The 25,303-nt window shown below is 36.5% G+C and carries 28 protein-coding genes and 1 riboswitch; of the genes, 21 read left to right on the forward strand and 7 right to left on the reverse strand.

The window, feature by feature from the left end:
* Positions 1-108 precede the first annotated feature (108 nt).
* The 5 genes from ACFS5O_RS05595 (at position 109) to ACFS5O_RS05615 (ending at position 4,978) form a co-directional block, all read left to right on the forward strand.
* Entirely contained in the window at positions 109-1,338 is a 1,230-nt protein-coding gene (locus ACFS5O_RS05595; RefSeq protein WP_205725020.1) for an ABC transporter permease, read from the forward strand.
* Positions 1,308-2,471, forward strand: a complete 1,164-nt coding sequence (locus tag ACFS5O_RS05600; RefSeq protein WP_205725021.1) for an ABC transporter permease — start codon at positions 1,308-1,310, stop codon at positions 2,469-2,471. Before ACFS5O_RS05595 ends, ACFS5O_RS05600 begins: the two co-directional genes overlap by 31 nt.
* A complete protein-coding gene (locus tag ACFS5O_RS05605; protein ID WP_205725022.1) occupies positions 2,468-3,181 on the forward strand; it encodes an ABC transporter ATP-binding protein in 714 nt (237 codons plus the stop codon). The genes ACFS5O_RS05600 and ACFS5O_RS05605 overlap by 4 nt, the downstream gene beginning before the upstream one ends.
* 101 nt (positions 3,182-3,282) lie before the next feature.
* A complete protein-coding gene (locus ACFS5O_RS05610; RefSeq protein ID WP_205725023.1) occupies positions 3,283-4,152 on the forward strand; it encodes a DUF6843 domain-containing protein in 870 nt (289 codons plus the stop codon).
* A 172-nt stretch (positions 4,153-4,324) separates the two neighbouring features.
* Positions 4,325-4,978, forward strand: a complete 654-nt coding sequence (locus ACFS5O_RS05615; RefSeq protein ID WP_205725024.1) for a C40 family peptidase — start codon at positions 4,325-4,327, stop codon at positions 4,976-4,978.
* A 67-nt stretch (positions 4,979-5,045) separates the two neighbouring features.
* Here ACFS5O_RS05615 and ACFS5O_RS05620 read toward each other — a convergent pair whose 3' ends face one another.
* The 4 genes from ACFS5O_RS05620 to ACFS5O_RS05635 form a co-directional block, all read right to left on the reverse strand.
* The gene (locus ACFS5O_RS05620; RefSeq protein WP_205725025.1) at positions 5,046-5,348 is read right to left on the reverse strand and encodes a hypothetical protein; all 303 of its coding nucleotides are present in this window, start codon (positions 5,346-5,348) and stop codon (positions 5,046-5,048) included.
* A 763-nt stretch (positions 5,349-6,111) separates the two neighbouring features.
* Positions 6,112-7,155 carry an STAS domain-containing protein gene (locus ACFS5O_RS05625; protein WP_205725026.1) on the reverse strand — a complete coding sequence of 348 codons (1,044 nt, stop codon included), beginning with the start codon at positions 7,153-7,155 and terminating at the stop codon, positions 6,112-6,114.
* Positions 7,156-7,347: 192 nt separating this feature from the next.
* The gene (locus ACFS5O_RS05630; RefSeq protein WP_205725475.1) at positions 7,348-7,668 is read right to left on the reverse strand and encodes a helix-turn-helix domain-containing protein; all 321 of its coding nucleotides are present in this window, start codon (positions 7,666-7,668) and stop codon (positions 7,348-7,350) included.
* A 98-nt stretch (positions 7,669-7,766) separates the two neighbouring features.
* Positions 7,767-7,901 carry an anti-repressor SinI family protein gene (locus tag ACFS5O_RS05635; RefSeq protein ID WP_318300107.1) on the reverse strand — a complete coding sequence of 45 codons (135 nt, stop codon included), beginning with the start codon at positions 7,899-7,901 and terminating at the stop codon, positions 7,767-7,769.
* 29 nt (positions 7,902-7,930) lie between these two features.
* Positions 7,931-8,017: riboswitch (cyclic di-GMP riboswitch) on the reverse strand.
* A 209-nt stretch (positions 8,018-8,226) separates the two neighbouring features.
* Between ACFS5O_RS05635 and ACFS5O_RS05640 the strand changes: the two genes are divergently transcribed.
* The 5 genes from ACFS5O_RS05640 to ACFS5O_RS05660 all read left to right on the forward strand — a co-directional run bounded on the left by ACFS5O_RS05640 (position 8,227) and on the right by ACFS5O_RS05660 (position 13,319).
* On the forward strand, positions 8,227-9,201 hold the full coding sequence (locus tag ACFS5O_RS05640; protein WP_379838789.1) for an NAD(P)H-dependent flavin oxidoreductase: 975 nt from the start codon (positions 8,227-8,229) through the stop codon (positions 9,199-9,201).
* A 296-nt stretch (positions 9,202-9,497) separates the two neighbouring features.
* Positions 9,498-9,881, forward strand: a complete 384-nt coding sequence (locus ACFS5O_RS05645) for a hypothetical protein (protein WP_205725027.1) — start codon at positions 9,498-9,500, stop codon at positions 9,879-9,881.
* A 385-nt stretch (positions 9,882-10,266) separates the two neighbouring features.
* The gene (locus ACFS5O_RS05650) at positions 10,267-11,175 is read left to right on the forward strand and encodes a DoxX-like family protein (RefSeq protein WP_205725028.1); all 909 of its coding nucleotides are present in this window, start codon (positions 10,267-10,269) and stop codon (positions 11,173-11,175) included.
* Between the two features lie 4 nt (positions 11,176-11,179).
* Entirely contained in the window at positions 11,180-11,791 is a 612-nt protein-coding gene (locus tag ACFS5O_RS05655) for a DUF4166 domain-containing protein (RefSeq protein WP_205725029.1), read from the forward strand.
* On the forward strand, positions 11,760-13,319 hold the full coding sequence (locus ACFS5O_RS05660; protein WP_205725030.1) for a YndJ family protein: 1,560 nt from the start codon (positions 11,760-11,762) through the stop codon (positions 13,317-13,319). Before ACFS5O_RS05655 ends, ACFS5O_RS05660 begins: the two co-directional genes overlap by 32 nt.
* Before the next feature lie 189 nt (positions 13,320-13,508).
* On the opposite strand, the gene ACFS5O_RS05665 is transcribed toward ACFS5O_RS05660, so the two are convergent.
* A complete protein-coding gene (locus ACFS5O_RS05665) occupies positions 13,509-14,018 on the reverse strand; it encodes a DUF2628 domain-containing protein (protein WP_318300108.1) in 510 nt (169 codons plus the stop codon).
* Between the two features lie 356 nt (positions 14,019-14,374).
* Between ACFS5O_RS05665 and ACFS5O_RS05670 the strand changes: the two genes are divergently transcribed.
* Positions 14,375-14,800 carry a hypothetical protein gene (locus tag ACFS5O_RS05670; RefSeq protein ID WP_205725031.1) on the forward strand — a complete coding sequence of 142 codons (426 nt, stop codon included), beginning with the start codon at positions 14,375-14,377 and terminating at the stop codon, positions 14,798-14,800.
* A gap of 41 nt (positions 14,801-14,841) precedes the next feature.
* Here ACFS5O_RS05670 and ACFS5O_RS05675 read toward each other — a convergent pair whose 3' ends face one another.
* Both ACFS5O_RS05675 and ACFS5O_RS05680 read right to left on the reverse strand, forming a co-directional pair.
* Complete coding sequence (locus ACFS5O_RS05675) at positions 14,842-15,048, reverse strand: hypothetical protein (RefSeq protein WP_205725032.1); 207 nt, start codon at positions 15,046-15,048, stop codon at positions 14,842-14,844.
* Positions 15,049-15,198: 150 nt separating this feature from the next.
* Complete coding sequence (locus tag ACFS5O_RS05680) at positions 15,199-17,637, reverse strand: immune inhibitor A domain-containing protein (RefSeq protein WP_205725033.1); 2,439 nt, start codon at positions 17,635-17,637, stop codon at positions 15,199-15,201.
* Between the two features lie 430 nt (positions 17,638-18,067).
* Here ACFS5O_RS05680 and tapA point away from each other — a divergent pair, with 430 nt between their 5' ends.
* From tapA to ACFS5O_RS05730, 10 genes are all read left to right on the forward strand, one after another.
* Positions 18,068-18,805 (forward strand): amyloid fiber anchoring/assembly protein TapA, encoded by a 738-nt coding sequence (tapA, locus tag ACFS5O_RS05685; RefSeq protein WP_318300149.1) that lies wholly within the window; start codon positions 18,068-18,070, stop codon positions 18,803-18,805.
* Positions 18,802-19,371 carry a signal peptidase I SipW gene (gene sipW / locus ACFS5O_RS05690; protein WP_318300109.1) on the forward strand — a complete coding sequence of 190 codons (570 nt, stop codon included), beginning with the start codon at positions 18,802-18,804 and terminating at the stop codon, positions 19,369-19,371. The genes tapA and sipW overlap by 4 nt, the downstream gene beginning before the upstream one ends.
* An 86-nt stretch (positions 19,372-19,457) precedes the next feature.
* Complete coding sequence (locus ACFS5O_RS05695; RefSeq protein WP_205725034.1) at positions 19,458-20,057, forward strand: TasA family protein; 600 nt, start codon at positions 19,458-19,460, stop codon at positions 20,055-20,057.
* A 93-nt stretch (positions 20,058-20,150) separates the two neighbouring features.
* Positions 20,151-20,855, forward strand: coding sequence for an LPXTG cell wall anchor domain-containing protein (locus ACFS5O_RS05700; RefSeq protein WP_205725035.1), 705 nt, complete (start codon positions 20,151-20,153; stop codon positions 20,853-20,855).
* A 3-nt stretch (positions 20,856-20,858) separates the two neighbouring features.
* Positions 20,859-21,491, forward strand: coding sequence for a class D sortase (locus ACFS5O_RS05705; protein ID WP_205725036.1), 633 nt, complete (start codon positions 20,859-20,861; stop codon positions 21,489-21,491).
* Positions 21,492-21,507: 16 nt separating this feature from the next.
* Positions 21,508-21,846 (forward strand): helix-turn-helix domain-containing protein, encoded by a 339-nt coding sequence (locus ACFS5O_RS05710; protein WP_205725037.1) that lies wholly within the window; start codon positions 21,508-21,510, stop codon positions 21,844-21,846.
* A complete protein-coding gene (locus ACFS5O_RS05715) occupies positions 21,846-22,079 on the forward strand; it encodes a hypothetical protein (RefSeq protein ID WP_205725038.1) in 234 nt (77 codons plus the stop codon). The genes ACFS5O_RS05710 and ACFS5O_RS05715 overlap by 1 nt, the downstream gene beginning before the upstream one ends.
* A gap of 138 nt (positions 22,080-22,217) precedes the next feature.
* Entirely contained in the window at positions 22,218-22,445 is a 228-nt protein-coding gene (locus ACFS5O_RS05720; RefSeq protein WP_318300110.1) for a hypothetical protein, read from the forward strand.
* 350 nt (positions 22,446-22,795) lie between these two features.
* The gene (locus ACFS5O_RS05725) at positions 22,796-24,034 is read left to right on the forward strand and encodes a glycosyltransferase family 4 protein (protein WP_205725039.1); all 1,239 of its coding nucleotides are present in this window, start codon (positions 22,796-22,798) and stop codon (positions 24,032-24,034) included.
* Positions 23,988-25,277: a glycosyltransferase gene (locus ACFS5O_RS05730; RefSeq protein ID WP_205725040.1), complete on the forward strand. Its 1,290-nt coding sequence runs from the start codon at positions 23,988-23,990 to the stop codon at positions 25,275-25,277. The genes ACFS5O_RS05725 and ACFS5O_RS05730 overlap by 47 nt, the downstream gene beginning before the upstream one ends.
* Positions 25,278-25,303 lie beyond the last annotated feature (26 nt).

A 25,303-nucleotide genomic window follows, 5' to 3' on the forward strand; every position in this document is an offset into this window, starting at 1 on the left:
AATAGCCAAAACTTCTGGAATCAACCAGTCCAATGCCCCTACAGGTATGGGTTCTGAGACGTTTCGGTCATGAAACCCTTCAAATTTTTAAGCGAAAGGAACGACACTATGAGGCAAATGCTACTCATTGCCCATCTAACGGTAAAATGCTGGCTAAAGCAGCCTTTTCCTCTGATTGCTATGATGCTGTTTCCGATACTGTTACTTGGAATCACGTATCTCGGGCTAAAACCACTTCTTGAAGAAAAGCAGTGGGTAGAGCCTTTTGCTGTAGCGATCGTAGATGAAGATAACACGTTTGAAACCAAATTGCTCATGAAGCAGTATGAGAACTCAGAAGAACTAAAAAACGTATTAACCTTTGAAAAAACAGATGCAGAAAATGCGAGCGAAAAGTTGGCTAGCAACGAGATCGCGGGCATGGTAATCGTACCGGATGGATTTACTAAAGGAATTCGAGGCGGTAAAAATATCCCCGTAACCGTCATCGGTAACCCTGAACGGCCTTTTCAAGCAAAACTTCTTAAGCAAATGATGGTGTCAAACGCCAACTTGATCTCTTCTGCACAAAGTGGAGCGAACGCAGCTTTTCATTATTTGCGAAAAATGGACTTAAGTTCTGAAAAATTCCGGGCATACCGCGACACGGTTATCACGGACTTTACACTACAAGCATTGAACCGAAACAAGATCTACGAAACGGAAACCTTAAGTGCGTTCGGCGGAGTCACAACAATCGATTATTACAGCTTATCTGGTGTGCTGATTCTCCTGCTATTCGGTGGGTTGTTTGGAATGAGTCTAACCGCAAGAAGTGAACAAACCGCACTCCGCGAAAGACTAAGTCTACAAGGAGTAAGGTCTGGCGTATTCTTTTTTAGCAATGTTCTATCTGTTTTCCTTCTGCTCGTCATCCAAAGCGTTGTTTTGACTGCTCTATTCTATGCTCTAACAAAAACATGGAGCATCACAGCGACCTTCATACTTTTAGCATACTGCCTAAGCACTTCATCGCTTTTCGCGCTTTGTCAGGAACTATTTGTTCGTAACGCAGCAAAATGGGGAGCGGGAATCATCCTTGCGATGGGACTCGTTGCCACAAGCGGAAGCGTTCTGCCATTATCGTATCTTCCGGAAATGTGGCGCAGCGTAAGTATGCTTAACATCGTGCATCACGCACACAGCGGAGTGATTGAAACACTATTTGTGGGGAACGAAACCTGGATGTCTGTCCTATTGTTGCTTAGTTTTTCAATCACCATTTGGTTAGTGAGTTTGCTACTTATCACAATAAAGAAGAGGTTGCCATGGTCTGGACAATTGCCATTACACGTATAAAATTATTGCTTCAAAGTCCGTGGAGCTGGCTGGGACTTATTGTTCCGGTTCTCGTGCTGATTTTCTTAGACATGTCCGTGGAAAAAACAAGTGATGTCACCAAGATTCCCGTTGTAATCGTGGACGAAGATGAAACGGAATACTCAAAAGTGGTTATAGATCGAGTGAGTAAAAATCCAGCGGTCGCGGTAAGTGTTCTTAATGAAGAGGTTGCACGCAATCAGATCGAGACGCAAAAAGCCGCCATCGGTTTCTTTATTCCTGATGGGTTTATGGAAAGCATACAGAAAAATGATGAAGATGAGCTAGTTACGATGTGGTTTTCATCGGGTTCCATTTCTCATGGATTAGTGCGCGAGATTTTTGCAAGTGAAGTGAAGCGGTTATCGAGTAATTCGTACGGCGCCAATACGGTGTTAAAAACATACGGAAAAAGCGAGAAGCTAGATGCTAAGGAGCAAGCGACAGTCTGGAAAGATGCTTGGGCCTTTAGCGATAAGCATTGGGAACCGAAGCCACTTATGACAATTGACTATAAAGTAGGCGTAACGAGGGAATCTTCGGTAGAGGCGAATAACAGTGCAGCGTCAATTTATGTTCCAGGGATGCTCGTACTTCTCATGTTATTTAGTTTTTTATATAACAGCTGGCCGATTAAAGACCGTGATTCCGGTATGCGGTCCAGAGTACCATATGCGACTGGCCGATTCTCAGTATACTGGTTCGGAAACGCACTGGGCGTTTTACTTTTACAGTTATTCATCCTCATCCTATTGATCGGGTTTGGCTGGTGGAGAGAAGCGTTAACGTTGAACGTGGCCACAATATTGAGTTTGATCAGCTATGTTCTATTCCTAAATGCTTTATCTCTCTTGTTTGCCTATTTCGTGCACAGCAACCGCACATGGCAAGCGATCACACTCTTCGTTGTATTGTGCACATCGCTTCTAAGTGGAACCTTCTTCCCGAGCGATGAGCTATCAAGCTTTTTACAACGTGCTGCAGAGTGGACGCCCCAATATTGGATCGTATCAACTTTCAATCAAGAAACGCTTATGATTCCCTTTATATTTGCGGGTCTAAGTTTTATATTATTCGTACTTTCAACCTTAAAGGCAGGTGACAGCGCTTGATTGCAGCAGAGAATTTGAAAAAGAGGTTTGGTAGAAAAGAAGTACTAAAAGAAATGAACTTCTTTATTGAAAAAGGAGAAACCGTCGGCGTTGTTGGCCCGAACGGTGCAGGTAAATCAACACTTTTGAAAATTCTTGCAACCCTTATGAAAAGTTCTGGCGGGTCGGTTCAGATCGATGGGCTCGATGTAAGGAAAGAACAAAAGAAGATACGACGGAAAATCGGTTACGTACCGCAAGAAATTGCCGTCTATCATGAGCTGACAACTCGCGAAAACTTACGATTTTTTGCGAAGTTAGCGAGAGGATCGTCAGAAGAAAGATGGATGCAGCGCTGCGAGGAGTGGCGACTTGCTGAGCATCTTGATAAAAAGGTGAAGCATCTGTCCGGTGGTAACCAGAGAAAGCTAAACATCTTGATCGCGATGCTTCATGACCCGGATCTTCTGATTTTGGATGAACCGACCGTCGGAATTGATATATCCGCAAAACAAGAGATTGTGAACGATTTACGTCAGCTGGGTAGAGAAGGAAAGACGATTCTTTATTCCAGTCATGACGCGCAAGAGCTCGAAACATTATGTACTTCTTTTTTAATACTTAAAGAAGGAGAGCTACTGTTTTACGGGTCAAAACAAAAAGTGCGACAGTTCGGTTCGGTTGCACAATCGGAAAACTTTGCTGAAACGCTTGGAGAGATTGTTGGATGAAGTCTGCTGACGTTAGCAGGCTTCTTTTTTATCCTGAATATTCCATTGCCAGTACTAAAGTGATAGAATTTATGTGAAAACATTCACAAGGAGGTTAAGTTATGAATAAACACTTGTTGAGAAAATTGAAGTCAGCTCTTTTGGCGTCCTTTTTCTTTACCATCGTATTAGGTTTATATTTATCCTATGAGTCTGGTACCACTGAAGGTTCATTAGGTTTGATTATCTTTTATATATTTGCGCTAGTTGGTAACTTTTTGTATGGCATACCCGTATCTTTTCTGATAGATGTGTTAACGAATAAAATTAAAAGATTTCATTTCTTGTTGTCAGGCATTTTTTATATTTTCTTTGCTTTTATGTCCTATTTCATCATAAAAGAATTTTATTTCTTTGCGATTATTTGTGCTGCTCTTTTCTTCTTAGCTGAAGAATGGCAAAAGGTAAAAAAACAAAACTTTAATTGGAAACGAATGATAGTGAATAGTACCTTAATGATTGGAATAACTGTACTTGCATTGTATTCATCGCTTTACATCAAAGAGTTGATAGAAAAGAAAACAAACGAATATTACCTCATTCCAGCTGGTTATGAAGGTAAAGTGACTGTAGTATACGACATTAAAGATGAGCAACAACCAGACAAAGTGGGAGACTACAATATTATAAAAATAAATGATCAGGGTTATGGCCTAACAGCTTTACCAGAACCAGAAGGTACATTTAATAATAAATACTTTTATATAGATGATGAGGGACGTAAAGAAAAGATTAAGGAAAAGTGTATTCATATAGGCAGTTCAGGATCTATTTCCAATGATAATAGAGAATTTTTTTTTCATTCTTTTACGGTTATCAATTCTGAATGTACAGACCATTTTTCTACTTATGGTAGTCAATATTTAGAGGATCATAGCATTGGTGTTGAAGAAATTTTACAAAGAGAAGGATTTGGAGATTTTGGATATTAATGAATAACCTATACTCTAAAATTATTATTTTAGCACTATACTAAATTCGACATGATTTTACAAGGAGACCAAATTCCTATTTTCCGTAACGGAAGCGTAAAACACAAGTCCTATTATTTATTGTAGGATAATAATAGATTACTTGGAAAATCAAAGGAGTTTGGGATAAATAATGAAAAAATGGATAGTTACATCAGTTTTAGGTGCTAGTTTATTATTGTCGCCACTACAGGCGTTTGCAAATATAGGAGATCAAACACTTCGTCCAACAATGACGCATTCAGATGTGAAAACACTTCAAACAATATTGCGAGATAAAGGTTATTTTACATATAGTGGTTCAACAACGACTTATTTCGGATCATATACAAAGAGTGCAGTAATAAGCTTTCAGCGTGCAAAAGGTTTAACCGCTGATGGTATTGCTGGCCGCAGTACGTTTAACAAACTAGGAGTCTATAATGTTAATAACACGTATCTAGTAGACTATGCCAAACGTTTTCAAGGGACGCCGTACAAGTGGGGTGGAACAACTACCGCTGGGTTTGACTGTTCAGGGTACATCAACTATGTTTTCAAAAACTCACATAATATCGTTTTGCCGCGTACGGTAAAAGAAATGTGGAACCAAACTGGATATCGCGTATCCACTCAAGCTGTAGGAGATCTAGTGTTCTTCTCAACGACTGATTCCGGAGCTTCACACATGGGTATCTATGTTGGTAATGGAAAGTTCATTCACGCTGGATCTTCAACAGGAGTGACGATTTCAGATATGAATAACACATACTGGAAGCCGCGTTACTTAGGAACAAAACGTCTATAATTATTTATTTAATGAAGAAGAGGAATGACATCGCATATGTAGCGGTCATTCCTCTTTTTGTTAACTATTAGTAGACTAGTTCTTTCTTTGCGCTTCTCGTGTTGATCACATTTATTCGATTCTTTTCAGTAATGGACTGATCTGAATGGTAACTTAACTCTGAAAAGAAACAAAATTGAGTTGCAGGATAGGGTTGAGATAGTTTGGTTAAATCAAGTTCTATTGATCTGTAAACTTCTGCTATACAATTAAGGGCTACTTGTTCTAGACCTTTATCTAATAAATCTTTCATGTTTTCAAAGTCAGTCATTATAGAGATGGTCGTTCCCATGCGATAATATGTAAACTTAACGCCAACTTGATCGTTCATTTGAAAACCTCCGTGTTAAAAGTAAGTTAGTATAGTAAATTTTTTATCGGGTAGTAAGTCTGTGTTTATTCAGAGCTTTAATTACACTAATTAAAAATGTAGCGCTACCAGGTTTTTCACCATGAGTGAAAATTAACAGTCTCTTGTTCTTTATCGGCTATAGTCTAATAAATATTTAGGGATGTTTTATTAGGAAATGATTTTATGATTCAATGGGGAGTAAAAAAGAAAAGAAGTGCAAACGAGGGTTCGCACTTCTTTTCTAATTCTTATCCTAGAACAAGATTCTTGCCCAAGGATCGCAACAGCGATGATGTTGCTTTCTCTTAGCTTTTTTGTACTTCTTGCACTTCAACACTTCGTAGCTAGAAGAAGAAGATGAAGAAGATGATGATGAAGAAGAGGAAGAAGAGGAAGAGGATGATGAAGAAGATTCTTCACAAACCCATTCTACTTTCTTATAACACTTCTCAACTTTTTCATGCTTCTCGTGCTTTTCATGTTTGCAGTGGTCGTAGTTTCCACACTTGTTACACATTATTCGTTTCACCTCACAAATTGATACCGACTTCCCATTGGTTTCGGTTTCTGTATATCATATGTAGAGACAGACAAGTTGCTTAGACGAACGTTGAGATTTTAAGAAAATGGGGTCTGACCCCATACAAATACAAATTCCTTCATACTGTACATTCCAGAAGTACACTAGAACAACCAAATAAAATGTAAAAAGATCCACGCGGCAACTGCAGCGTGGATCTTTTTACTTCGTTGGTTCTTGTATAAGCATACCTTCCTTTGCAAAAGCAAAGTGAATGGCGTGCTTTAGGTTTCTGAAATATGTACTTTCTCCGAGAGAATATTGGTGTTTTGTAATTTCCATACTCAATTCAGGTGAGATTCCGACCAACAATGTTTCCATACCGAACAATCGGGCGGAAGAAACAAGCTTGTTCAACATCCCCACCATTTCCGTATCGATAGACTTGATTCCTGTTAGATCAAGGATCACAAATTTAGCGCGGTGCTGAGGAAGGGAAGTAAGAGTATGCTCTAACATATCGTTTGAACGTAGCTCATTGTATTTACCGATTAAAGGGATAACTACGATATGATCGGTTACTGGGATGATGGGAGAGGATATCTCTCGAATGAGATCAGTTAACTCTCTTGTCCGGTCTTCAACCATAGCTTCTAGCTTCATAATCTCATGCTGTTCTTCCCGATGAACGAGATCGCGAATGTTATCTTTTGGTGTTATATGTGACTCTGAGATTGCTAACTTTAGCGTATGAGGGTCGGATTCGTTTTCTAAGACCTTATACCACATGTTGGTTTGAAAGAGTCCGGTGAACACACCAGCCCAATGACCAGGTAAGAAGCGCCCCATGCGTTCGCTGTTCTGAGCTTTTTTAACTTTCGTTTCCCAACTGTTTGTAATCGTAATGATTGCTTCTTTTTTCTCTACATCAAGCTCTATGTATGTTTTACCCCAACCAGCTGATGCATAAATGTTAGGCAGTGATTCAGCGGAAATTTCAATATCTTTGATCGTTCTTATGTAAAAATCACTAACAATTAACCCTGTCCGATACCCAGCTGTTTCAAAAACGAGGTCTGCTGTTCCTTCTCCTGTAATCTCTTCAATGGATTCAAGGAACACCTTAAATGCTGAATCAATCCAAAACAACATTACATCTTCGCCTTCAAATTGAAATATACCTTTTGCTGTGTCCCAATGAAAAGAAGAACCATTCACATCTACACTTTTTTGAGAATCCATTAGTTCGTTTGGCGACTGCTTCATGTATAATCCTCCATAAACAAAAAATAGTAGACAACAAATTCCCTTACCCTAATTCAATCAACATTAAACATTTGTGTGGGGTCAGACTCCACACAAATACAAAACCCTCATTATGTCCAGCCCACGAAGACACAAAAAAATTCTCATCTAGACCATAAAACAAAGTAAAAACCACTTGATGAAATCAAGTGGTTAATTTTGTTTGTTTTTCCATTTGTTAAATTCAAGAAACTCTTTAAATTGCTCTTTGCTTACACCAGAACCCATGGCTTCTTTGACTAAATCTGCCCATTCTTGGTCTAAATTTTCGGTTTCAACCTCTGGCTTTATTAATAAATCTACAGAGATATTTAAAACATCTGCAATTTTTTCAAGAAGTTGAATTGAAGGATTTTGTTGTATACTCCGCTCTAATGCGCTAATATACGATTTTGCTACCCCTGCTTTATCAGCCAACGCTGTAATGGAGAGGCCTTTTTCGGTACGATATTTTTTTACTCGTTCACCAATCATCATTTGCAATCCCCATTTAAGAAATAATTTGCCTTTATTATATCTTTCTGTATGAGGTAAGTAAATAAATTCTGTGACTTGTTTACTATTTCAATGAATTAATTTCTTTGCAATTGATATTGTTCGAAAGCTAATTGGGGATTTTGTAAAAAACGAATAATTTCTTCTCTAGTAAAACCCTGATCTCTTGCTTCCTTAATTAATTCAATCCATTCGTGATCCAACTTTTCCACTAAGAATCCCTCCAGAAAGTAAGTGATGTCCAGGTAACCCGGCGATCATAGCTTATCAAGCCTTAGACCCGTGGCTTTGCGCCCACTTCTTTCGAAGATGTTTGCCCTTGTCTGAAGGATAATTAGGTCATATTCCCTAACTCAAATTGATTATATACAAGCTAAATAGAAAATGTTGTCAGAAAATGACTGTAACATAAATGTAATTTATGGAAATGGATAACGACCCCTATAAAATTATTTAGAGGAATGACGCGGGTCGTGTTGAAATTAATCTTAATTAAATACCAAAAATCTAATTTTTAATGCTGAAAGGATGAATAAATTGTCTACAAAATTGCCAATGAATTTGTCGAATCAACTCAGTTTACCAGTAATTAATGCACCAATGTTCCTTGTGTCGAGCCCTGATATGGTGATTGAAAGTTGTAAGAACGGAATAATAGGTACATTTCCATTATTGAATGCCAGAACCTCCGATCTGCTAGAAAATTGGATGAAGCATATTTTAAATGAGTTAGAAACGTTTAAACAAAATAATCCTGGGGCTAAAATAGCTCCGTGGGGCGTTAACTTAATCGTTCATCGAACAAATAAAAGATTCGATGAAGATATGAAGTTGATTAAAAAATATGAGCCCCCTGTAGTAATTACTTCTCTAGGTAATCCTAGTGATGTAGCTAAAATTGTACATGGTTACGGAGGACTTGTATTTTCTGACGTGATCTCCCTAGACCATGCTCGAAAGGCTGCGAAGACAGGCATAGACGGTTTAATTCTAGTTTGCAGCGGTGCAGGAGGACATGGTGGTACACTAAATCCTTTTGCTTTCTTAAAAGCTGTGAAGGAATTCTGGGATGGAATAACAATTCTTGCTGGATCAATCTCCTCAGGTGAAGAGATTCTCGCTGCTAAAATTCTTGGAGCTGACCTCGTGTATATGGGAACACGATTCATAGCTACCCAAGAATCATCAGCAAGTGATGAGTACCGCCAGATGTTGATAGAATCTACTTTAGAGGATCTTGTTTATACTGATGCAATTAGTGGAATAAAAGGAAATTATCTGTTACCATCTCTAAAAAAAGCAGGGTTTGATATAGAGAACCTGATGAAAAAAGATTCTATCGATCTTTCTTTCTCTGAATCAAAAGCAAAAGCATGGAAAGATATCTGGTCAGCTGGTCAAGGTGTAGGGAGTGTGAAGAAAATTTCTACTGTTAAGGAAGTAGTAGATAACTTAAAAACTGAATATCAACAAGCTTTACGTGCAAAGGAAGCTATTAGTATAATTCCGTAAATTAATAGTCCTTTAGAACTAAATCCCCCAAAACTACTGTGAATAAACATAGTTTAGGGGGATTTTAATTTTGTCTTTCTGAATTGGACAAATTTTAAAGTTTTGTAATTGTTAGGGGTCAGACCCGGGTCTGACCCCTAACAATTACAGATAATTCATCAAATAAAAGAGGACAAGGCAGAAGCAAGGGAGAAAGTAATAAGTAATATCTTTATATAAAGAAAACGTGTAAACTGTAAGGAATTACTTACAGTACAATTCATGTAGGAAAAGGTATTAATAATGGAGGTGTTACCATGAATTTATTCTCATCTATTACGGAAGAAAGTTTTAGCTATTTAATACATGATTATGGATTTTCTGAACCGACTGATACAGATGGGCGTTGGAAGACTACCTTCTTATACACGAATGAGCAACTTGCTATTGAGATTGAACTAAACTATCAAGAAATGGATACATTTATATTTATAAAAAAAATAGGTGGAGTGTCAGATATAGAATGCGATGTTACCCGTATTCAGTTAGAGGAATTTATTAATGTAGAACCTATTAAAAGCAATGGTGATCAGACAACAATTGAACAGTTTGAAAATGGGATATTGGACAAAGCAGTCTTATTAAAAACTCACCTAAATCATATTATAAACAAAAAGCAGGAATCTGCTTTTAATAGATGATAGAAATAGACACTTATAGTTAATGTTTTTCTTTGTGTGGGAAAACATGAGAAAATAATACAAATTGTATAGCGTCAGCACTGGAAAGCGCAACGGAATTCGTTGTGCTTTTTGTTTATTTCCTAATTTGAATTTAAAACATAGAAAGTTCTAGATAGAAATTGCAGTAGCCCAAAATTAATTAATGGCTGGATACACTTAGATGAATCTAGTCTGGGTCATTACATAAAATCTAAAAAGCTAGTTTTAAAAAGTAGGTTATTATTCAGGTAATCGGGTAAAAGAAGAGGCTGTTATTTGGGTAGCTTCTTCTTACTTCAAATTTACATAAATACAAAGCTTTATGACAACAGCTATGGTATTTTTATACATAAGGGGTGTTATTATGAAAAATATGCCAATATATGTAGAAATACCTATTAAAGCGAGTGTTGATGAGGTATGGGAAAAATCTCAAAATCCTGTCCTTCATGAACAATGGGATCTTCGTTTTTCTTCAATTACATATCTTCCAAAAAAGTCAGAGGATGAACCTCAATCCTTTCAGTATGAAACAAAAATTGGTTTCGGTATTAAAGTATCAGGTTGGGGAAAAAGTATAGGTACTCATAATAAAGGCGATGGATCTAAAGTATCTTCACTTCATTTTGGTACTCCACAAAAAATCTCGCCTATTTCAGAGGGGAAGGGATATTGGAAGTACACACCAAGCAACGAGGGTACAACCTTTTTAACTCAGTACGATTATGAAGTTCGTTACGGCACTTTTGGAAGAATAGCAGACTTGTTTTTTCGTCCACTTATCGGTTGGGCAACGGCGCTCAGTTTTGATGTGTTGAAGCGCTGGGTTGAAAAAGGTGAATTACCAAGAGTGCAATATCTTCGTTTTTTTAGTAATGTACTCATCACGTTACTCTTTTTCTTTATATGGTTTTACCAAGGTCTCGTTCCTAAAATCATCGCAAAACATCCTGAAGAGGTTGCGATGTTATCTTCTCTTAGTTCTATGGAAATGGATTTGGCGTTAAAGGCTGTTGGTGTTGTTGGAATTCTTGAAGTTTTATTCGGGCTTACTTGGTTATTCTACCGTAATAAGAGGCATCTTTACCTTTTACAAATTATTGTGTTCCCTACATTAACTTTAAGTGCCTTACTAGCTGATCCAGCAATCTCTTCTCATCCCTTTAACCCAGTTACCTTTAATAGCAGCCTTTGGATTTTATCGATTCTTGGGTTTGTATTAGCTAATGATGTGCCAACTGCAACAAGCTGCAAGCGTTCAAAGAAAGAGTGATAAAGTGACAATCTATCAAAACCTCCTAGGAGAGGATTTCAAGAGACTGCACCCTCAGTTACAATCAAGATATGCATTGCCTAAGAATAAACCTTTCTGTGCATCAGGAAAAATGACTTTAGTGCAATCAGGTACAGGATGGCTTTATCCTTTTTTAAAACTAGCTACCAAAAGGAAGTTTCTTTTTCCTGAAAGTGGAAATAATATTCCTTTTACTATTAGAAATACAAGTCGTTCTTTGTCTCATGAACTAGATGAAGTCTACTGGGAACGAACTTTTTATTTTGACCATGTTACCCGATATTTTAACGCATTCATGACAATAGATTCAGAAAGAAAAGTCGTAAAAGATTACTTAGGAGAACCAAGTTTGTTCTATTCTGATTTACATTTTAATGTTACGCCAGAAGGTCACCTTAATATTCGGTCAGGGGTGCAACGCCTGGTGATCGGTAAATTAGAGATTTCAATCCCAAGCTTTTTACGAGGAGTGGTTGAGGTAGAGGAAGGATATGATGATACGCGAGAAGTATTTACTATTCGGGTTCATATCCAAAATCGGATCGTTGGGAGACTGATGGCCTATGAAGGCGAATTTAAAGAAACATCTATTTAGTCCAATAACTTTAGGCGGAATCATCTTCTTTATCGCCAGTAGCATACTCACGATAAAGGAACCTTTTTATTTAATGTTAACAGCTGCACAACTTGTCTATGTTCCAGTATTGCTTCAACTATTTATTTATCCAAAAACGAAACATATGGCTGCAACATGGATCGTAATGTTTTCAATCTTTCTTTTACAGTTAGATATTAATGATAATTTACAAATTTTATTTGCATCTCTTTATTTACTTTTTACTTTGTCAGTGGCTCTCTATGGAGCTAAACGCTTCATCAACCGTGGATTTACAAACTGGGCGGAAATTTCGATTGATATTGGGATGATGTATTTATTTATAGGTGGACTTTGGTTTTTTGCTTTTATAGTAGGAATAGATACAGGTTTTAGTCCTTTGATTACATGGTTGACGGCTATACATTTTCATTACTCAGCTTTTATATTACCTATTTCTTTAGGGTTATTTGGGCGCTTGCATCAGTCTAAGTGGTATAGAATTTGTGTTCCAATTATATTAATAGGACCGATTCTTGTTGCAATTGGAATTACATTTTGGCCGCTTTTAGAAGTTATTTCAGTCTTGCTATATATCTTTGCTATATACACAGTAATCATTTTAACTTTTCAAACTCAGTTTTTAACTAGACTGCAAGGCATCTTTATTCGGCTATCTTTCGGTTCTTTAGGTATCACGATATTGTTTTCCTTGTTGTATGCTCTTAATAGTGCATTTGGGAAATGGGGTGTCAGCATTGATTTTATGCTCACATTTCATGGATTAATGAATAGTGTTCTGTTTGGAATGATAGGGATATTGGGTTGGATAGTAGCTCCTCCAAAAACGAATCGTGTTAAATGGGATTTTCCGGTCAGTCAAATTAGAGGTCATTTTAAAGGAGAGGGCAAGCTGAAAAAAGGTTTGGTTGATGACCTAGCTGAATATGTAGATATTAATAAAATTCCTTCTAGAATTGTTCATTTTTATGAACATACTGAACAATATCAATTGTATGCTAGGGTGAAATGGGCTACTTGGTTTAAACCATTTGCTGTCTGCTATAAATGTATTAGTATTCAAATGCAACAATTAAACTTACCTCTTTCAAGCAAAAAAGTTGAGATGACAGGAAGTATACAGGCGGTTGATCCAATACGTGATGGAAGGAATAATCCTCGGGTTTGGAGGCGAAATATTGGAGATCATTCGGTGTTCAAAGCTATATATTCCAATCATCAGACCGATAATAGAACGTTTATGAACATCTCACTTCCACTTCCTTCTTCAGCAATGATAGGAATTCTTCAACTTGATGAAAGAGATGGTGGTCTTCTTCTATCAAGCGAAGGAGAATCTGATTCAGGTATATACTTAGCGATTGGAGAATGTTTATTAAAATTACCACTTTCAGAGTACTTTTTAATAGAGGAAGCAGCAGATAATTCTCTTACAGCAACTCATAAAATGAAAATATTTGAGGTTCCTTTTTTAGAAATCGAGTATACAATGTCGTTAAAGCATTAATTGTTTTTTTGACGATTGCTTCTCAATTTTAACTATCCAACAATCGAGTGCTTTAATTAATTTAAGTCATCAGAAAACGACCAGAGAATTCAGGTCGTTTTTCATGTTATTTTATTTACTTACAATTAAATAATTCTAACGAATGATGACTTTCTCTCCAAAGAAACACCACTATCAAAATAGTTTTTTTTAGAAACTATAAATAACAAGAGCTAGGCCAATATAAACGACAACCAATAAGAATGCTAGTAAAACACCAAGTTTGCTTGTTCCACCGCGCTTATGAATTTCGTGAATTCTTTCTTTATCGCTCAATGAACGTTGATCAATGATGCTAATTTGTTTTTGTGCATGTTTTTTATATAGAAGATTACCCCCAACCCCTAGCCACCCTGACAAACCAGCACCCAAAGATCGGTTGATAACGGTTCCTTCAATTCCTGCTACAACAAAAAAGATATCGATGAAAAGAAAAGCGGCTAATACAAGGAAAATGGGTTTGTACATCTTCCGGTAACCAAGCCATAAAAGCGTTAAGAAAAAAGCAGCCCAATTAAAGCTATTATCCTTCTGCCATTTTTTAAAGTAATAATCCTTCTTTTTATCTCCAACAAATTCTACAAGTTTTGTTTTCTGTCTTTCATCCATAACTCCCTTCCTATCTAAATCCTGCATATTAGTTTGAGTAAACTCATTCAATCCATTCGCCTCCTTTTAGAAGTCACTTTCATTCTTCAGCACCTACAGAGGTAAATTCCATTTTTTGTTAATATTTAAACGCTAAGTTTTCTTGAAAAGCTGAAAAATAATCATACCGAACAAAAAAGGGCTAGAATAATTGATTTTACAAATGAGTTGGCGAATCTAAAAAGGCTTTCGTATAAAATGGGAAATCATTAATGAGTAGCTTCAAAATAATTACTTCTAATTCCCTGAACTTCATCAATAAATACAAAAAGCACAATAAAGGGTTCCAATTTTCTAAAAAATGTAGTAAAATAATTTGAAAATTAGGTTTCGTTTTATCGGAATTGGGGAAGGAGAGTATATTTGGGGTGAAACATATTACATCGGGTTTTGGATTTGCATTTGCATTTTTGTCGGCGCTTTTCGCATTGGGTCTCTATCAAACAGTGATGGTATGGGGGAATATTAATTTGTTCTTTGAACGAATTATGGGACTGACTTCAACTTCATTTATTTCTTCCATACTTCTATTCTGGTCAATCACGAGTGCTTTTTGGATTCTTAGTTTAAAAGTGTTAGATCTCGCGCACAAAACAGAATTGTACAACACGAAGAACGCAGTCTTCGGTATGTTGTTCTTATTCTTCGCCATTCCATTTGGCATTTGCGTACAAGTTTACCACGCACTTAACCTGAATGCTGGTGTAACTACAATTACAACTGCATTGTTTATTATGACGATTGTTTCTTTCATTATTGGATTTGTGTTTAAATTTAGAAGAACTGCACGATAATTAAAAAATACCGCAGACCTCAAGGTCTGCGGTATTTTTATTTATGTTCTTGAAACAAACCGAAATTTAATTCGTTCAAATGCTTTTCCATTTACAACTACTAATTTTTCATTAAAATCTTCAATATAACCAGAAGCAAGGGTCAAATTTTCCTTAATGCAAACAACATCTACTTTAACCATCAAATAACGGTGGTTATTAAAATCAAAATCATTAATAATAGAACTGCCGCTTGGAATAATATACATGACCGCTCTCCTTTATCATACAAACTACCTATATCATATACTGGAAAAAAATTACTGTAAAGATAATTTTAAGGCAGAAATAGCTATGTTATCTATACAATAAAAAAACCTTGACTCAATTGAGCCAAGGTCATTGTTAAAACATCTGAATTATTTGCCAATCCATACTACGCCTGAAGAATTATCTTTGGATTCACCTAAGATTAAAAACTTAAGACCGTACTTAGGCAAGTTCTTACCAGCGTCATCAATCACACCGTCTTCTTCACTACCATTGTAATCTGTTTTGTCGATATAGGACATAGAATCACTAAATCCAGGTGCACCTTTTTGGGATTTGTAATCAAAAATCCCGCGGCTTGGTGAATCAATATACCAACTAGGTGTTTGGTCATAGGAGAAAGCTGCATCCGCAATCTGATAACGTGTTGAATCTTCGACTGTAGGTTTTCCGTCTTTCTTACCAACAATAGCTTTCGGATGAGAATCTACTACGCCAATAAAGCCTTCTCCTGGATGTTCACCAACCCAGTTGTCTGTGTAGCTATCATCTCCATACCATACGAGCATTCCGGTATTGTATTTAACACCACGACTACTTTGCAATGCTTTATCAGAACCAGCTGTATTTCTCCATTCAATATAGTAATAATGGTTTGCATAAGAGATACCGTCTGTAGTTGTAAATCCATTTGTAGTAAATTGTGCTGCGCCTTCAGCATCATCTGAGAAAACAACTTGACTGTCGGCTGTTAGGACAGCATTATCAAGGGCAAAACCTTCTGGTGCAAATCCACCATCAGTCTCATAGTCAAAAATAAGTTGTATTTTTTGTCCAGCATATGCACTTAGATCATAGGATTTATCAACCCATTTGCCTTCAGTTGTATATTTCTCTTTTTCTGCATTTGTTGCAGTCCAACCAAGCCTGTCAATTTCGACCATTTTTCCATCTTCTTTTTTTACATAGACGGATAATTTATCATAATCTCCGCCATTTTCAATTTCATAGTTTGCTTTGTATGAGAATACAGCTGAAGTTTTTCCAGTAAGATCAAGAGTAGGAGATGTCATACTTGTATGAAGGTTATCTCCCTTTGTACTGTAGTAGTATTTGTTTCCAAACTCAGGTTGAATTTTACTTTTTACTGGCTTTTGAGGAAGGTTTACTTTTACAATACCAGCATTTTTAGACTTTGTTACAGATTGATCAATTTGAATAGTTTTACCGATTCTAGTCAGATTTTTTGAATCAATTTCTGTGATATTAGCCCAGTTTCCTCCCATAACTTTCTGGAAGTATTCTTTGTTTTGTGGGGAGAAACTTGTTGGTTCTGTTCCAGCGATTTTACCATTCCAACTTCCGCCACTCATGATGGACCATGAAGCCACGGGCTCACCGTCACCTGTATATTGTGTATCGTATTCGTCTGGTAGACCCAAGTCATGACCAAATTCGTGTGCGAATACGCCAACAGCACCATCTTCAGGTTCAACCGTATAATCCCAAGCTGCCATTTTACCACCCCAATATGGAACGGAAGCCGTAGTGCCTGGAACACTATAAGGGTTTGATCCTAAAACCCAGCGATGAGACCAGATTGCATCATTCCCTAATTTTCCACCGCCTGCTTCTTGACCAACACCCGCATGAATAACCATCAAGTGATCAACTAATCCGTCAGGCTCATTCATGTTTCCGTCACCATCTAGATCGTATATATCTAGTTCGTCAAAATCTGCTAAGTTAACTCCGCTTGCAGCAGCTGCATTTAGAGCATCTTTTACAAAGTCACGTGGTCCCTTTGGATTTAAGTTGTCGTGACCGCCTGCTGGATTATCATCGCCATATTCTTTTGCAGTTCCTGGAACAGTCAACCAATCGGTAACATATCCATCAACGGTGTAGCTTCCGCCTGATTGCTCTTCATAGTATTGTTTAAAGGTTTTCACTTTTGATTTATCAAATAACTCAAAGTCGCTGTCCCCAAAAAGCATTTTTTCATAATGTTCCCGACTAAAGTCTTTAGAGTACATATACCCTGGTTCTTGGGTAATGTTATTGTGCTTGAAATCGGAGAACTCAGCTAAAAGTACTAATACTTTATCTTCGCGTTTCTCACCTTTGTATTTGACAGGTTTTGCAGGGTCTACCTGTAATATGCCACTACTCTTACCGTTCTTAATTTCATGGCTCTTGTTTAGCTTTTTAGTTAATTTTTCTTTTTGATTAGATAAAAACTCTCGTGATCTATTTGAAACATCCTTTGTGGATTTACTCTTTTTTTCAACTGTAGCGGCATTACCTTTTTTACTTTTCAAATCTATATATTTTTTAACTGCTTTAGCTGTTTCCGCATGAGATGCGTTTTTAGAAATAATTCCTCGCTGTTTTAATGATTTTGCTAAACGATCTTGATCAACTAGGTGCATATCAATAGGTGATGATTCCAAGATAGTGCTTGTTTTTGAATAGGTTGTTTCGAATGGTGTTTCTTCATTTTTTGTTAAAGCAGTAGGTGCTAATAAACTCATAGAAAGACTCGTTAATAACAATGATGTCCCCAGTTTTTTACTCCATTTTCCCATTCGTACTCCTCCTGTTTTCCATTAAATTAGTAGAACATGTGTAACCTGGTAAATCATCTCCCTCTTTATGTAATGATGAAACTTTTTATAGAACGTTTTTGTTCTATATATAGAATAATACGAAAATTGATAATTATTGTAAAGTTAATTTTCGGTACAAAATACGCATGTTTTAGATTTAAAAATTCCACTCTTTATAGATCTTAATGTTCATTAAAAAGAACAAAAAGTTTTTTGAAAAATACAATAATGTAAGAAAATTGAAGAAAAAGAGCATTTATTAAGAGTTTAATACGTTGAAAAGAACAAATTTAAGTTTATTTGGAGTTTTTTAAACTAGGTAATCCGTTCTATAATAACTACATAATGTTCACTAAAAAGAACACCCTGACTCTAGCTGAAGGGGGTAACGAAAATTAGAATAAAACGAATTCGGAAGTTTAGAAAAAAGAATTGGGTTTATGTATTTAGCATGAAAACCGGAATAATCTTTTATTTTATTACTTTTACAATCATTTATTTAACTGGCAATACAGGGGCATTTTTTAACGATTACAAGACTACGAATTCGAGTATTGAAATTGGTACTTGGGAAGAGGATTGGGATAAAAGTTCTCTTAAATTTGTAGGTTCAAAGTGCGAGTGTTACACAATCTCTGCAACTATTAAAAATAGTGGCGATCGTGATATGAAAGGCCCAGTTACATATGAGGTATGGTTTGCAACAAAAGGTAACCCGAAATCAGGATCTAAGATTTATTCAGGACAGGTAAAAGCTTTAAAAAGCGGCGAGAGCTTGAAGTTAACTTATACAACCAATAAAAACGGAATCTATATGTTTAAAGCTCTTCAAAGACCTGGTCATCCGGGAAAAGGTGAGCTCTGGAGTGAGGGCATTACTGCTAAAAGTTGTGATCAGGTTGAAACTAAAAAAGCACCTGTGAAAGAAGAGAAGTCCAAAAGTGAAGAGACCAAGAAAAATGAACCGCCAGTAAATTCTACTGAACCAATCAATCAGACACCAAAAGCTCCTGTTAAAGGGGATAAGGAAGCTGAAGAATCTGTTCCTCCTGTTGATAGTGGACAAAACACACAGTCTGCACCAAACGAGATTGTTGCACCAACTAACACCATGGAAAAAGATGATAAAAAGGGTGATGTGAAGTGAATGTGATAAAGATTAAAAATTGGGTTAGTTCAATGATTACTTCTCTATTGTTTATTACTTTAATATTCACTGCATTTGTAGTGATCTCCTCAAAAGCCTCAGGAGGAGAGCCTAATATATTTGGTTATCAACTCAAAACAGTACTCTCTGGTTCTATGGAGCCGGGTATTCAAACAGGATCCATTATAGCAATTAAGCCTGGTGGAGAAGTGACGCGTTTTAAAAAAGGTGATGTAGTCACTTTCAAAGAGTCAGAAGGAATGTTAATTACCCATAGAATCCATGAAATAAAAGGTTCTGGTGATAGCTTGCATTATATTACGAAGGGCGACAACAACGATGCTACTGATCTAGAGCCGTTAATTCCAAAAAATATAGTGGGAGAATATAACGGGTTCACGATACCTTACATCGGTTATCTATTAAGCGCAGCACAATCAAAGATAGGTTCTGCATTACTATTAGTTCTTCCTGGGATTCTACTGCTCATCTACTCAGCAGTGACTATTCTGAAGGCTATTAAAGAAGTGGAGACAATAAAAAAATCTGCTTCAACAAGTAATTAATAAGATTGAAACTCCGAAGGGGATTTCCTCTCGGATTCAATATATAAAACGTACATACCCAAAAGGGTGAAAGGGAGGAAATGAAAATGAGTTTGAAAAAGAAATTAGGTCTTGGGGTAGCTTCAGCAGCGCTTGGTTTATCATTAGTGGGCGGGGGTACATATGCATATTTTAGTGATACAGAAGTAACAAACAATACTTTTGCAGCAGGAACTCTCGATCTTTCAGTTAATCCTTCCACAATCATTGATGTTAAAGATCTTAAACCAGGTGACACGATGCTTCGTTCTTTTGAGTTGAAAAACGGAGGAACATTAGATATTAAAAATGTCACGCTTCTAACGGACTATACAATAAAGGATTCAAAAGGAGACAATAAAGCTGAAGATTTAGGTAAGCATATTCGAGTGAACTTTTTGTTTAATGTTGATAAGTTAGATGCTCCAGTTTGGTCTACTACTTTAGCAGATCTAAAGGGTATGGACCCTAAAGTTGTAAAAAATAAATTTGACTTAATGTTCGGAGATGAGTGGGGGGCAAAAGGACTTGCTCCGGGATCAAGTGATTTACTTTTTGTACAATATGAATTTGTAGATAATGGTAAAGATCAGAATGCATTCCAAGGTGACTCTTTATCTCTAAAATGGACATTTGATGCAATGCAAAAAGCTGGTTCAGAAAGATAATCAATCGGTCTTAATAAATGGAGGTGGGGAATAATCTCCGCCTCTTTTCTTATAGTGCCTCGAAGAATGAAGATTGAGAGGTGAGTGAGTGCGATGAACCTACATTCAAATCGCTTTAAATTCTTAATTATGTACTGCTGTGTTTTGCTAACTGCAGTGGTTTTCGTACCTCTTGGACATACAGGTGCGAATAGTAGTTCCAAAGAGATAGAGATTAATACATTACCAAAAGATGTTATTTTCGCTATAAATAATTTTAAACCAGGCGATTGGGCAACGCGGGTTCTTGCTATACAGAACAATGGAAATCAGGATTTTTCTTATAGTCTGAAAGCACAAAAGAAATCAGGTTCTAATAAACTTTATAACCAATTTGTTGTAAAAGTTGAAGATCAATCAGAAATCATTTATCGGGGTTCTCTCAAAGAGTTTACTGGTTTAAAACCACGTTCTTTAAAAAGCGGTTTAGAAGAAAAACTGACTGTAACAGTAGAGTTTCCTTATGAATCTAGTAACGAATTTCAAGGATTCGAAACAGAAGTTGAACTTATTGTTTTTGCAGAAGGTACTGCTAAACCTCCAGCTACGGATGGAGAAGATAACAATCATCCAACAAAAGACAATGGAGGAGGTTCACCAGGAAAGAAACCAACAGCCAATGGCGCTGGATCGCTTCCGCAAACAGGTGAAGAAAACCCGCTAATTTTAATTTTATCAGGATTATTTATATCATTAGCTGGTTTTGGATTGTTGCTCTCTAAAAAATTCACGCTGTCAAATCTATTTAAAAGAGGGTAAAACATGAAATGGCTTGCATATATTTTAATTGTTGCTGGCATTTCTATTATGTTTTATCCAAAAGCTCATAGCATGTTCTACTCTTACCAAGAAAAACAGCTGCTGGATGACTGGAGTGCTTCAACTTCGATACCCAAAGATCAAATTCAACAAAGTTATCAGCAGCTTAACGATGTTTTTTCTAGAGAAAGAAAATCTATAGAAAACAAAGATGCAAAAACCTCTCAAACAAGTATGATTGGAAAACTTACGATTAACAAGATAAATTTAACCATCCCTATTATGGAAGGAGCATCTCAGCAGAATTTAAAAATTGCGGCAGGGCATCTAAAGGGAACCTCAGCCATAGGAGAAGCGGGGAATGCTGCGATTGCAGCACATAGAAGCTACACATACGGAAAACAATTTAATCGTTTGCCTGAGGTAGAGCCAGGTGATCTTATCCAAATTGAAACCACAAAAAAAATACTCACCTATCAAGTTACAAAAAAACTTCTCGTAGAGCCAAGCGATCTATCTGTTCTCAGAAATAATATGAACGAAAGTAACGTTACTTTAATAACTTGTCATCCAATGAAAAATCCTACACATCGCTACATCGTAAAGGCTGCTTTGTATAAAGAGGAGGTTTTATAGAAAAGGAAGCTGGTTAATGGTGAACAAAAATCTAGGACTAACAATTAAAAGACATCGACTAAAGAAGCGAATGAGTTTATCAAAGTTGGCTACATTAGCAGATGTTTCCAAGAGCTACTTAAGTAGTATAGAAAATTATGAAACAAACCCATCTGCACATATGGTTCAAAAAATCGCAACAGCATTGGAGGTACCAGTGGAGCATTTATTAAGTATACAAGTGGAGTCATTGGATCCGGAATGGATTGATCTCCTCTCTCAAGCTAGGGAGATTGGTTTAAATAAGGATGACATTCGAGATTTTTTTGCCTATGAGACATGGAAACAAAATCTGAAAAACAGAGGAGGACGGTAATGATTCGATTAATCAATGGATCCTATATCTGTCGTCTTAATCATCATGAATTGAAAATTATTTACAAAGGAAACAATGAATGTGAAATTTATTTAAGAGGTGAATTTCAAGGTAGAGCTAATTTTGACTATGTAAAAATGAAGTTAAACAGTATAGAAAAACGTTGGGACACAATGAATATAAAAAAATATCAATATAAGGAATTAACATCAGAGTTTGATGTTACGATCTAATAAGCCTTTACAGAAACGGTGTAGGCTTATTTTTTTTGCCTAAAGCTACTGCTTGAGTTAACCTAACTGTCAGTATGAAGATAAAGATAAGATTAAAACAGGATCGAATTACAAAAAGAAGTAGCGCAAAGCAATGGTATGGCAGTGTCTTCTTTAGTACTCGGTATTGTTGGCATTGCGTTAGGACTTGTACCTTTTTTAGGATGGTTTATGCTACCGGCTTGGATCTTAGCCATCATTTTTGGAGCGGTCGGTGTGAAGAAGGGTCAAAGCAAAGGCATGAGTTACACGGGACTTATTCTAGGAATCGGGGCTTTCGTTTATAAATTTGGTTTTTGGTTCTTACTGATTATTGGGGCTAGTTAAGGAAATGAAATATTAATACAAAAGCAAAAGAGAGCCTTCTTTTTTGCTTTTTTTATGTTCATTTAAAGGAGAAAAGGAGAATAAGATCATACAATTCAGAAGAAGGAAGGAAGGTATCCTATGGAAAGGTGACTCGGAGTTTTCCCTACAATTCCTGGTTAGCTAATTCAAAGTTCTCGTTTTTTATGCCAGTTTATTACTTCGAGTTTACTATTATTCTGTTGATTTAGTAAAAATAATGTCGTTTTTTGGTAGCTGAATATGGTATAATACAGCAGATTGTTTTATGTCTTTTACTATTTTAGGAAAAAGTGTATGGTTTGTTATACACAGAATAGGTGTGTTTTTTCATGAAAAAAATACTGATTATCACACAAAACTTCTATCCGGAGATTGGCAGTGCAGCTAATCGGATAACGAATGTTTACAATGAATTAAAAGGTAAGGGATATGACGTTACCATACTCACTACTGAACCAAGTTACCCAAACCGCAATTTATATAGAGATACTGATTTCTGGAATGATCAAGGTCAGTTAAATGATGTTGTTAGAATTCATACGAATACACGCAGATATACGAGCAGTATCTTCAATCGACTGCTTCTTTATTTGGAGGTTGCATTAAAGTTTATCGTAAAGATTAAGAAGATGGATACGAAATATGATTATGTATTTGTATCTACACCGCCTATATTCGTAGGATTAGCAGGGCTTTTTGCTAAGCATAAATTCAGTTCTAAACTGATATTAGATGTCAGAGATTTATGGCCAGAATCTTTGCTTGGAGTCGGCGTTTTTACAAACAAAATAGTCCTTAAGATGGCATTTGCTCTAGAGTCGCTTTTATACAAGAAAGCGAATCACATTATTGTAAATAGCGAAGGTTTTATTTCGTATATTGCAGCTAAGGGAATCAACGTAAAACGTATTCAGTTTATGCCGAATTCCTTAACAGAAGAAGAACTTAACACATCTCTTCTACAATCAACAAATGAAAAGGTTGAAGTTATTTATACAGGAAATATCGGTTTAGCGCAAGATATAAGTAAGTTAATTGCGGTGGCAGAGAAGTTGAAATCTCATACATATATTCGTTTCAAAGTATTCGGATATGGCTATAAGCGATCAGAACTCAAACAAGTGATAGAAGAGAAGGGTTTGCAGAACATCGTATTCCTCAAGGCGCTTAATAGAAAGAATGCGCTCAAAGAAGTAGCTTCATCACATATCGCATATGTAAGTCTTGTAGAAGAGACCGTCTTTAAAAAAGTGTTACCAGGAAAGATTATTGATTATATGTCGATGGGTAAACCAATCGTCGGAGATGTATCCGGGTATGCAAAAGAGGTTATTGAAAAAGCACAATGTGGGTTGACTTCAAAGGAAAGATCCGTTGAACTTCTAGCTCAGCAGATTGTGCAACTTGCTAACGATTCTGCACTACGTGAAGAGTATGGAAGAAATGGTCACCGCTTTGCATTTGAAAACTTAAGATGGAAGAAAAATATAAACGTACTTATTAATATGTTGGAGGAAAGAAATGAGTCAGAAAGTATGCATGTTCGTATGGAACCACTTCACAAATGATGCACGTGTGCTTCGAGAATGCACAGCATTATCTGAAGCGGGCTATGAAGTTGATCTCATTGCTATACACGATTGGAAGCAACCCAATATGGCGAAACGTGAAAAGAGGAATGAGAAGTTTAATCTGATCCGTGTAAACAACCGTTTAAAGATCTTAGGTGTGGCAAACCGAATAAAAAGAATCGCCATGCGTAATATCGCTACAAAAGCAGCATCCATTTTGTTTGCTGGCCTAGCTCTTTGGCAAGCGCCTTTCATAACGTTAATTTTATTAGCTTTATTTAGTATGCTTATTGTTAAGAAAATAAGACAAAATCTAGCCAGAAGCTACATAGCTTCTCAAATGATTTATCATGGTTTAAAGGGCAATTATTCTATTTATCATTCCAATGACTTAAATACACTTCCGCAAGGTGTACTCTGTTCTAAGATTTTAACCTTTAAAAGGAAGAAACTAATTTACGATTCACACGAGATCCAAACAAGTCGGACAGGGTATAACAGCAAATGGTACGGGATTGCTGAAAATTTTTATCTGAAATTTGTGGATGTAACGATTCATGAAAACCATACACGTGCCGCTTATCATGAAAAACTGTATGGCACGTATCCGGAAGTTCTTCATAACTATCCTTTCGTACAACGACCTGAACTAAACGATAGTGTGAATATGCATGAGCTTTTAGATTTACCAAAAGACGAACCGATCCTTCTCTACCAAGGCGGTATTCAAATCGGACGAGGCCTTGAAAAAATCGTTGAAGCGGTTCCGATGTTTAAGCGTGGAACGATGGTATTCATCGGTGATGGTAAACAAAAGCCATCTCTCCAAAAACGAGTTAAAGAGCTTGGTTTAGAAGACAAAATAAGATTCATAGATAAGATTCCGGTCGAACAATTGCTACATTACACACGAAATGCATACTTAGGTTTTCAAGTACTTAATAACATTTGTTATAACCATTATTCAGCATCATCTAACAAACTTTTTGAATATATGATGTGCGGAATTCCAGTAGTTGCGTGCAGTTTTCCAGAGATCAAGAAAGTGGTAGAAGGAAATCATACCGGGATTTGTATTGACTCTCATTCACCAGAATCCATTGCAGAAGGTGTGAACTTCTTATTGGACAATCCAGATGTTCACCAGCAGATGAAAGAGAACTGTTTTACGGCGAGGCATAAATATAATTGGGATGTTGAGAAGGAAAACTTCTTAAAGATATATAGAACTGTTTCATAATCATCTTTTATAAACAATTGGAGGCA

It is taken from the genome of Fictibacillus nanhaiensis (assembly GCF_042686385.1).
GTDB lineage: Bacteria > Bacillota > Bacilli > Bacillales > Fictibacillaceae > Fictibacillus > Fictibacillus nanhaiensis.

Coding starts and splice junctions, on each gene's coding strand:
- ACFS5O_RS05595 (WP_205725020.1), top strand. CDS start 109: ATGAGGCAAATGCTACTCATTGCCCATCTAACGGTAAAATGCTGGCTA.
- ACFS5O_RS05600 (WP_205725021.1), top strand. CDS start 1,308: ATGGTCTGGACAATTGCCATTACACGTATAAAATTATTGCTTCAAAGT.
- ACFS5O_RS05610 (WP_205725023.1), top strand. CDS start 3,283: ATGAATAAACACTTGTTGAGAAAATTGAAGTCAGCTCTTTTGGCGTCC.
- ACFS5O_RS05615 (WP_205725024.1), top strand. CDS start 4,325: ATGAAAAAATGGATAGTTACATCAGTTTTAGGTGCTAGTTTATTATTG.
- ACFS5O_RS05620 (WP_205725025.1), bottom strand. CDS start 5,348: ATGAACGATCAAGTTGGCGTTAAGTTTACATATTATCGCATGGGAACG.
- ACFS5O_RS05625 (WP_205725026.1), bottom strand. CDS start 7,155: ATGAAGCAGTCGCCAAACGAACTAATGGATTCTCAAAAAAGTGTAGAT.
- ACFS5O_RS05630 (WP_205725475.1), bottom strand. CDS start 7,668: ATGATTGGTGAACGAGTAAAAAAATATCGTACCGAAAAAGGCCTCTCC.
- ACFS5O_RS05645 (WP_205725027.1), top strand. CDS start 9,498: ATGAATTTATTCTCATCTATTACGGAAGAAAGTTTTAGCTATTTAATA.
- ACFS5O_RS05650 (WP_205725028.1), top strand. CDS start 10,267: ATGAAAAATATGCCAATATATGTAGAAATACCTATTAAAGCGAGTGTT.
- ACFS5O_RS05660 (WP_205725030.1), top strand. CDS start 11,760: ATGAAGGCGAATTTAAAGAAACATCTATTTAGTCCAATAACTTTAGGC.
- ACFS5O_RS05675 (WP_205725032.1), bottom strand. CDS start 15,048: ATGTATATTATTCCAAGCGGCAGTTCTATTATTAATGATTTTGATTTT.
- ACFS5O_RS05680 (WP_205725033.1), bottom strand. CDS start 17,637: ATGGGAAAATGGAGTAAAAAACTGGGGACATCATTGTTATTAACGAGT.
- ACFS5O_RS05695 (WP_205725034.1), top strand. CDS start 19,458: ATGAGTTTGAAAAAGAAATTAGGTCTTGGGGTAGCTTCAGCAGCGCTT.
- ACFS5O_RS05700 (WP_205725035.1), top strand. CDS start 20,151: ATGAACCTACATTCAAATCGCTTTAAATTCTTAATTATGTACTGCTGT.
- ACFS5O_RS05705 (WP_205725036.1), top strand. CDS start 20,859: ATGAAATGGCTTGCATATATTTTAATTGTTGCTGGCATTTCTATTATG.
- ACFS5O_RS05710 (WP_205725037.1), top strand. CDS start 21,508: ATGGTGAACAAAAATCTAGGACTAACAATTAAAAGACATCGACTAAAG.
- ACFS5O_RS05715 (WP_205725038.1), top strand. CDS start 21,846: ATGATTCGATTAATCAATGGATCCTATATCTGTCGTCTTAATCATCAT.
- ACFS5O_RS05720 (WP_318300110.1), top strand. CDS start 22,218: ATGGCAGTGTCTTCTTTAGTACTCGGTATTGTTGGCATTGCGTTAGGA.
- ACFS5O_RS05725 (WP_205725039.1), top strand. CDS start 22,796: ATGAAAAAAATACTGATTATCACACAAAACTTCTATCCGGAGATTGGC.
- ACFS5O_RS05730 (WP_205725040.1), top strand. CDS start 23,988: ATGAGTCAGAAAGTATGCATGTTCGTATGGAACCACTTCACAAATGAT.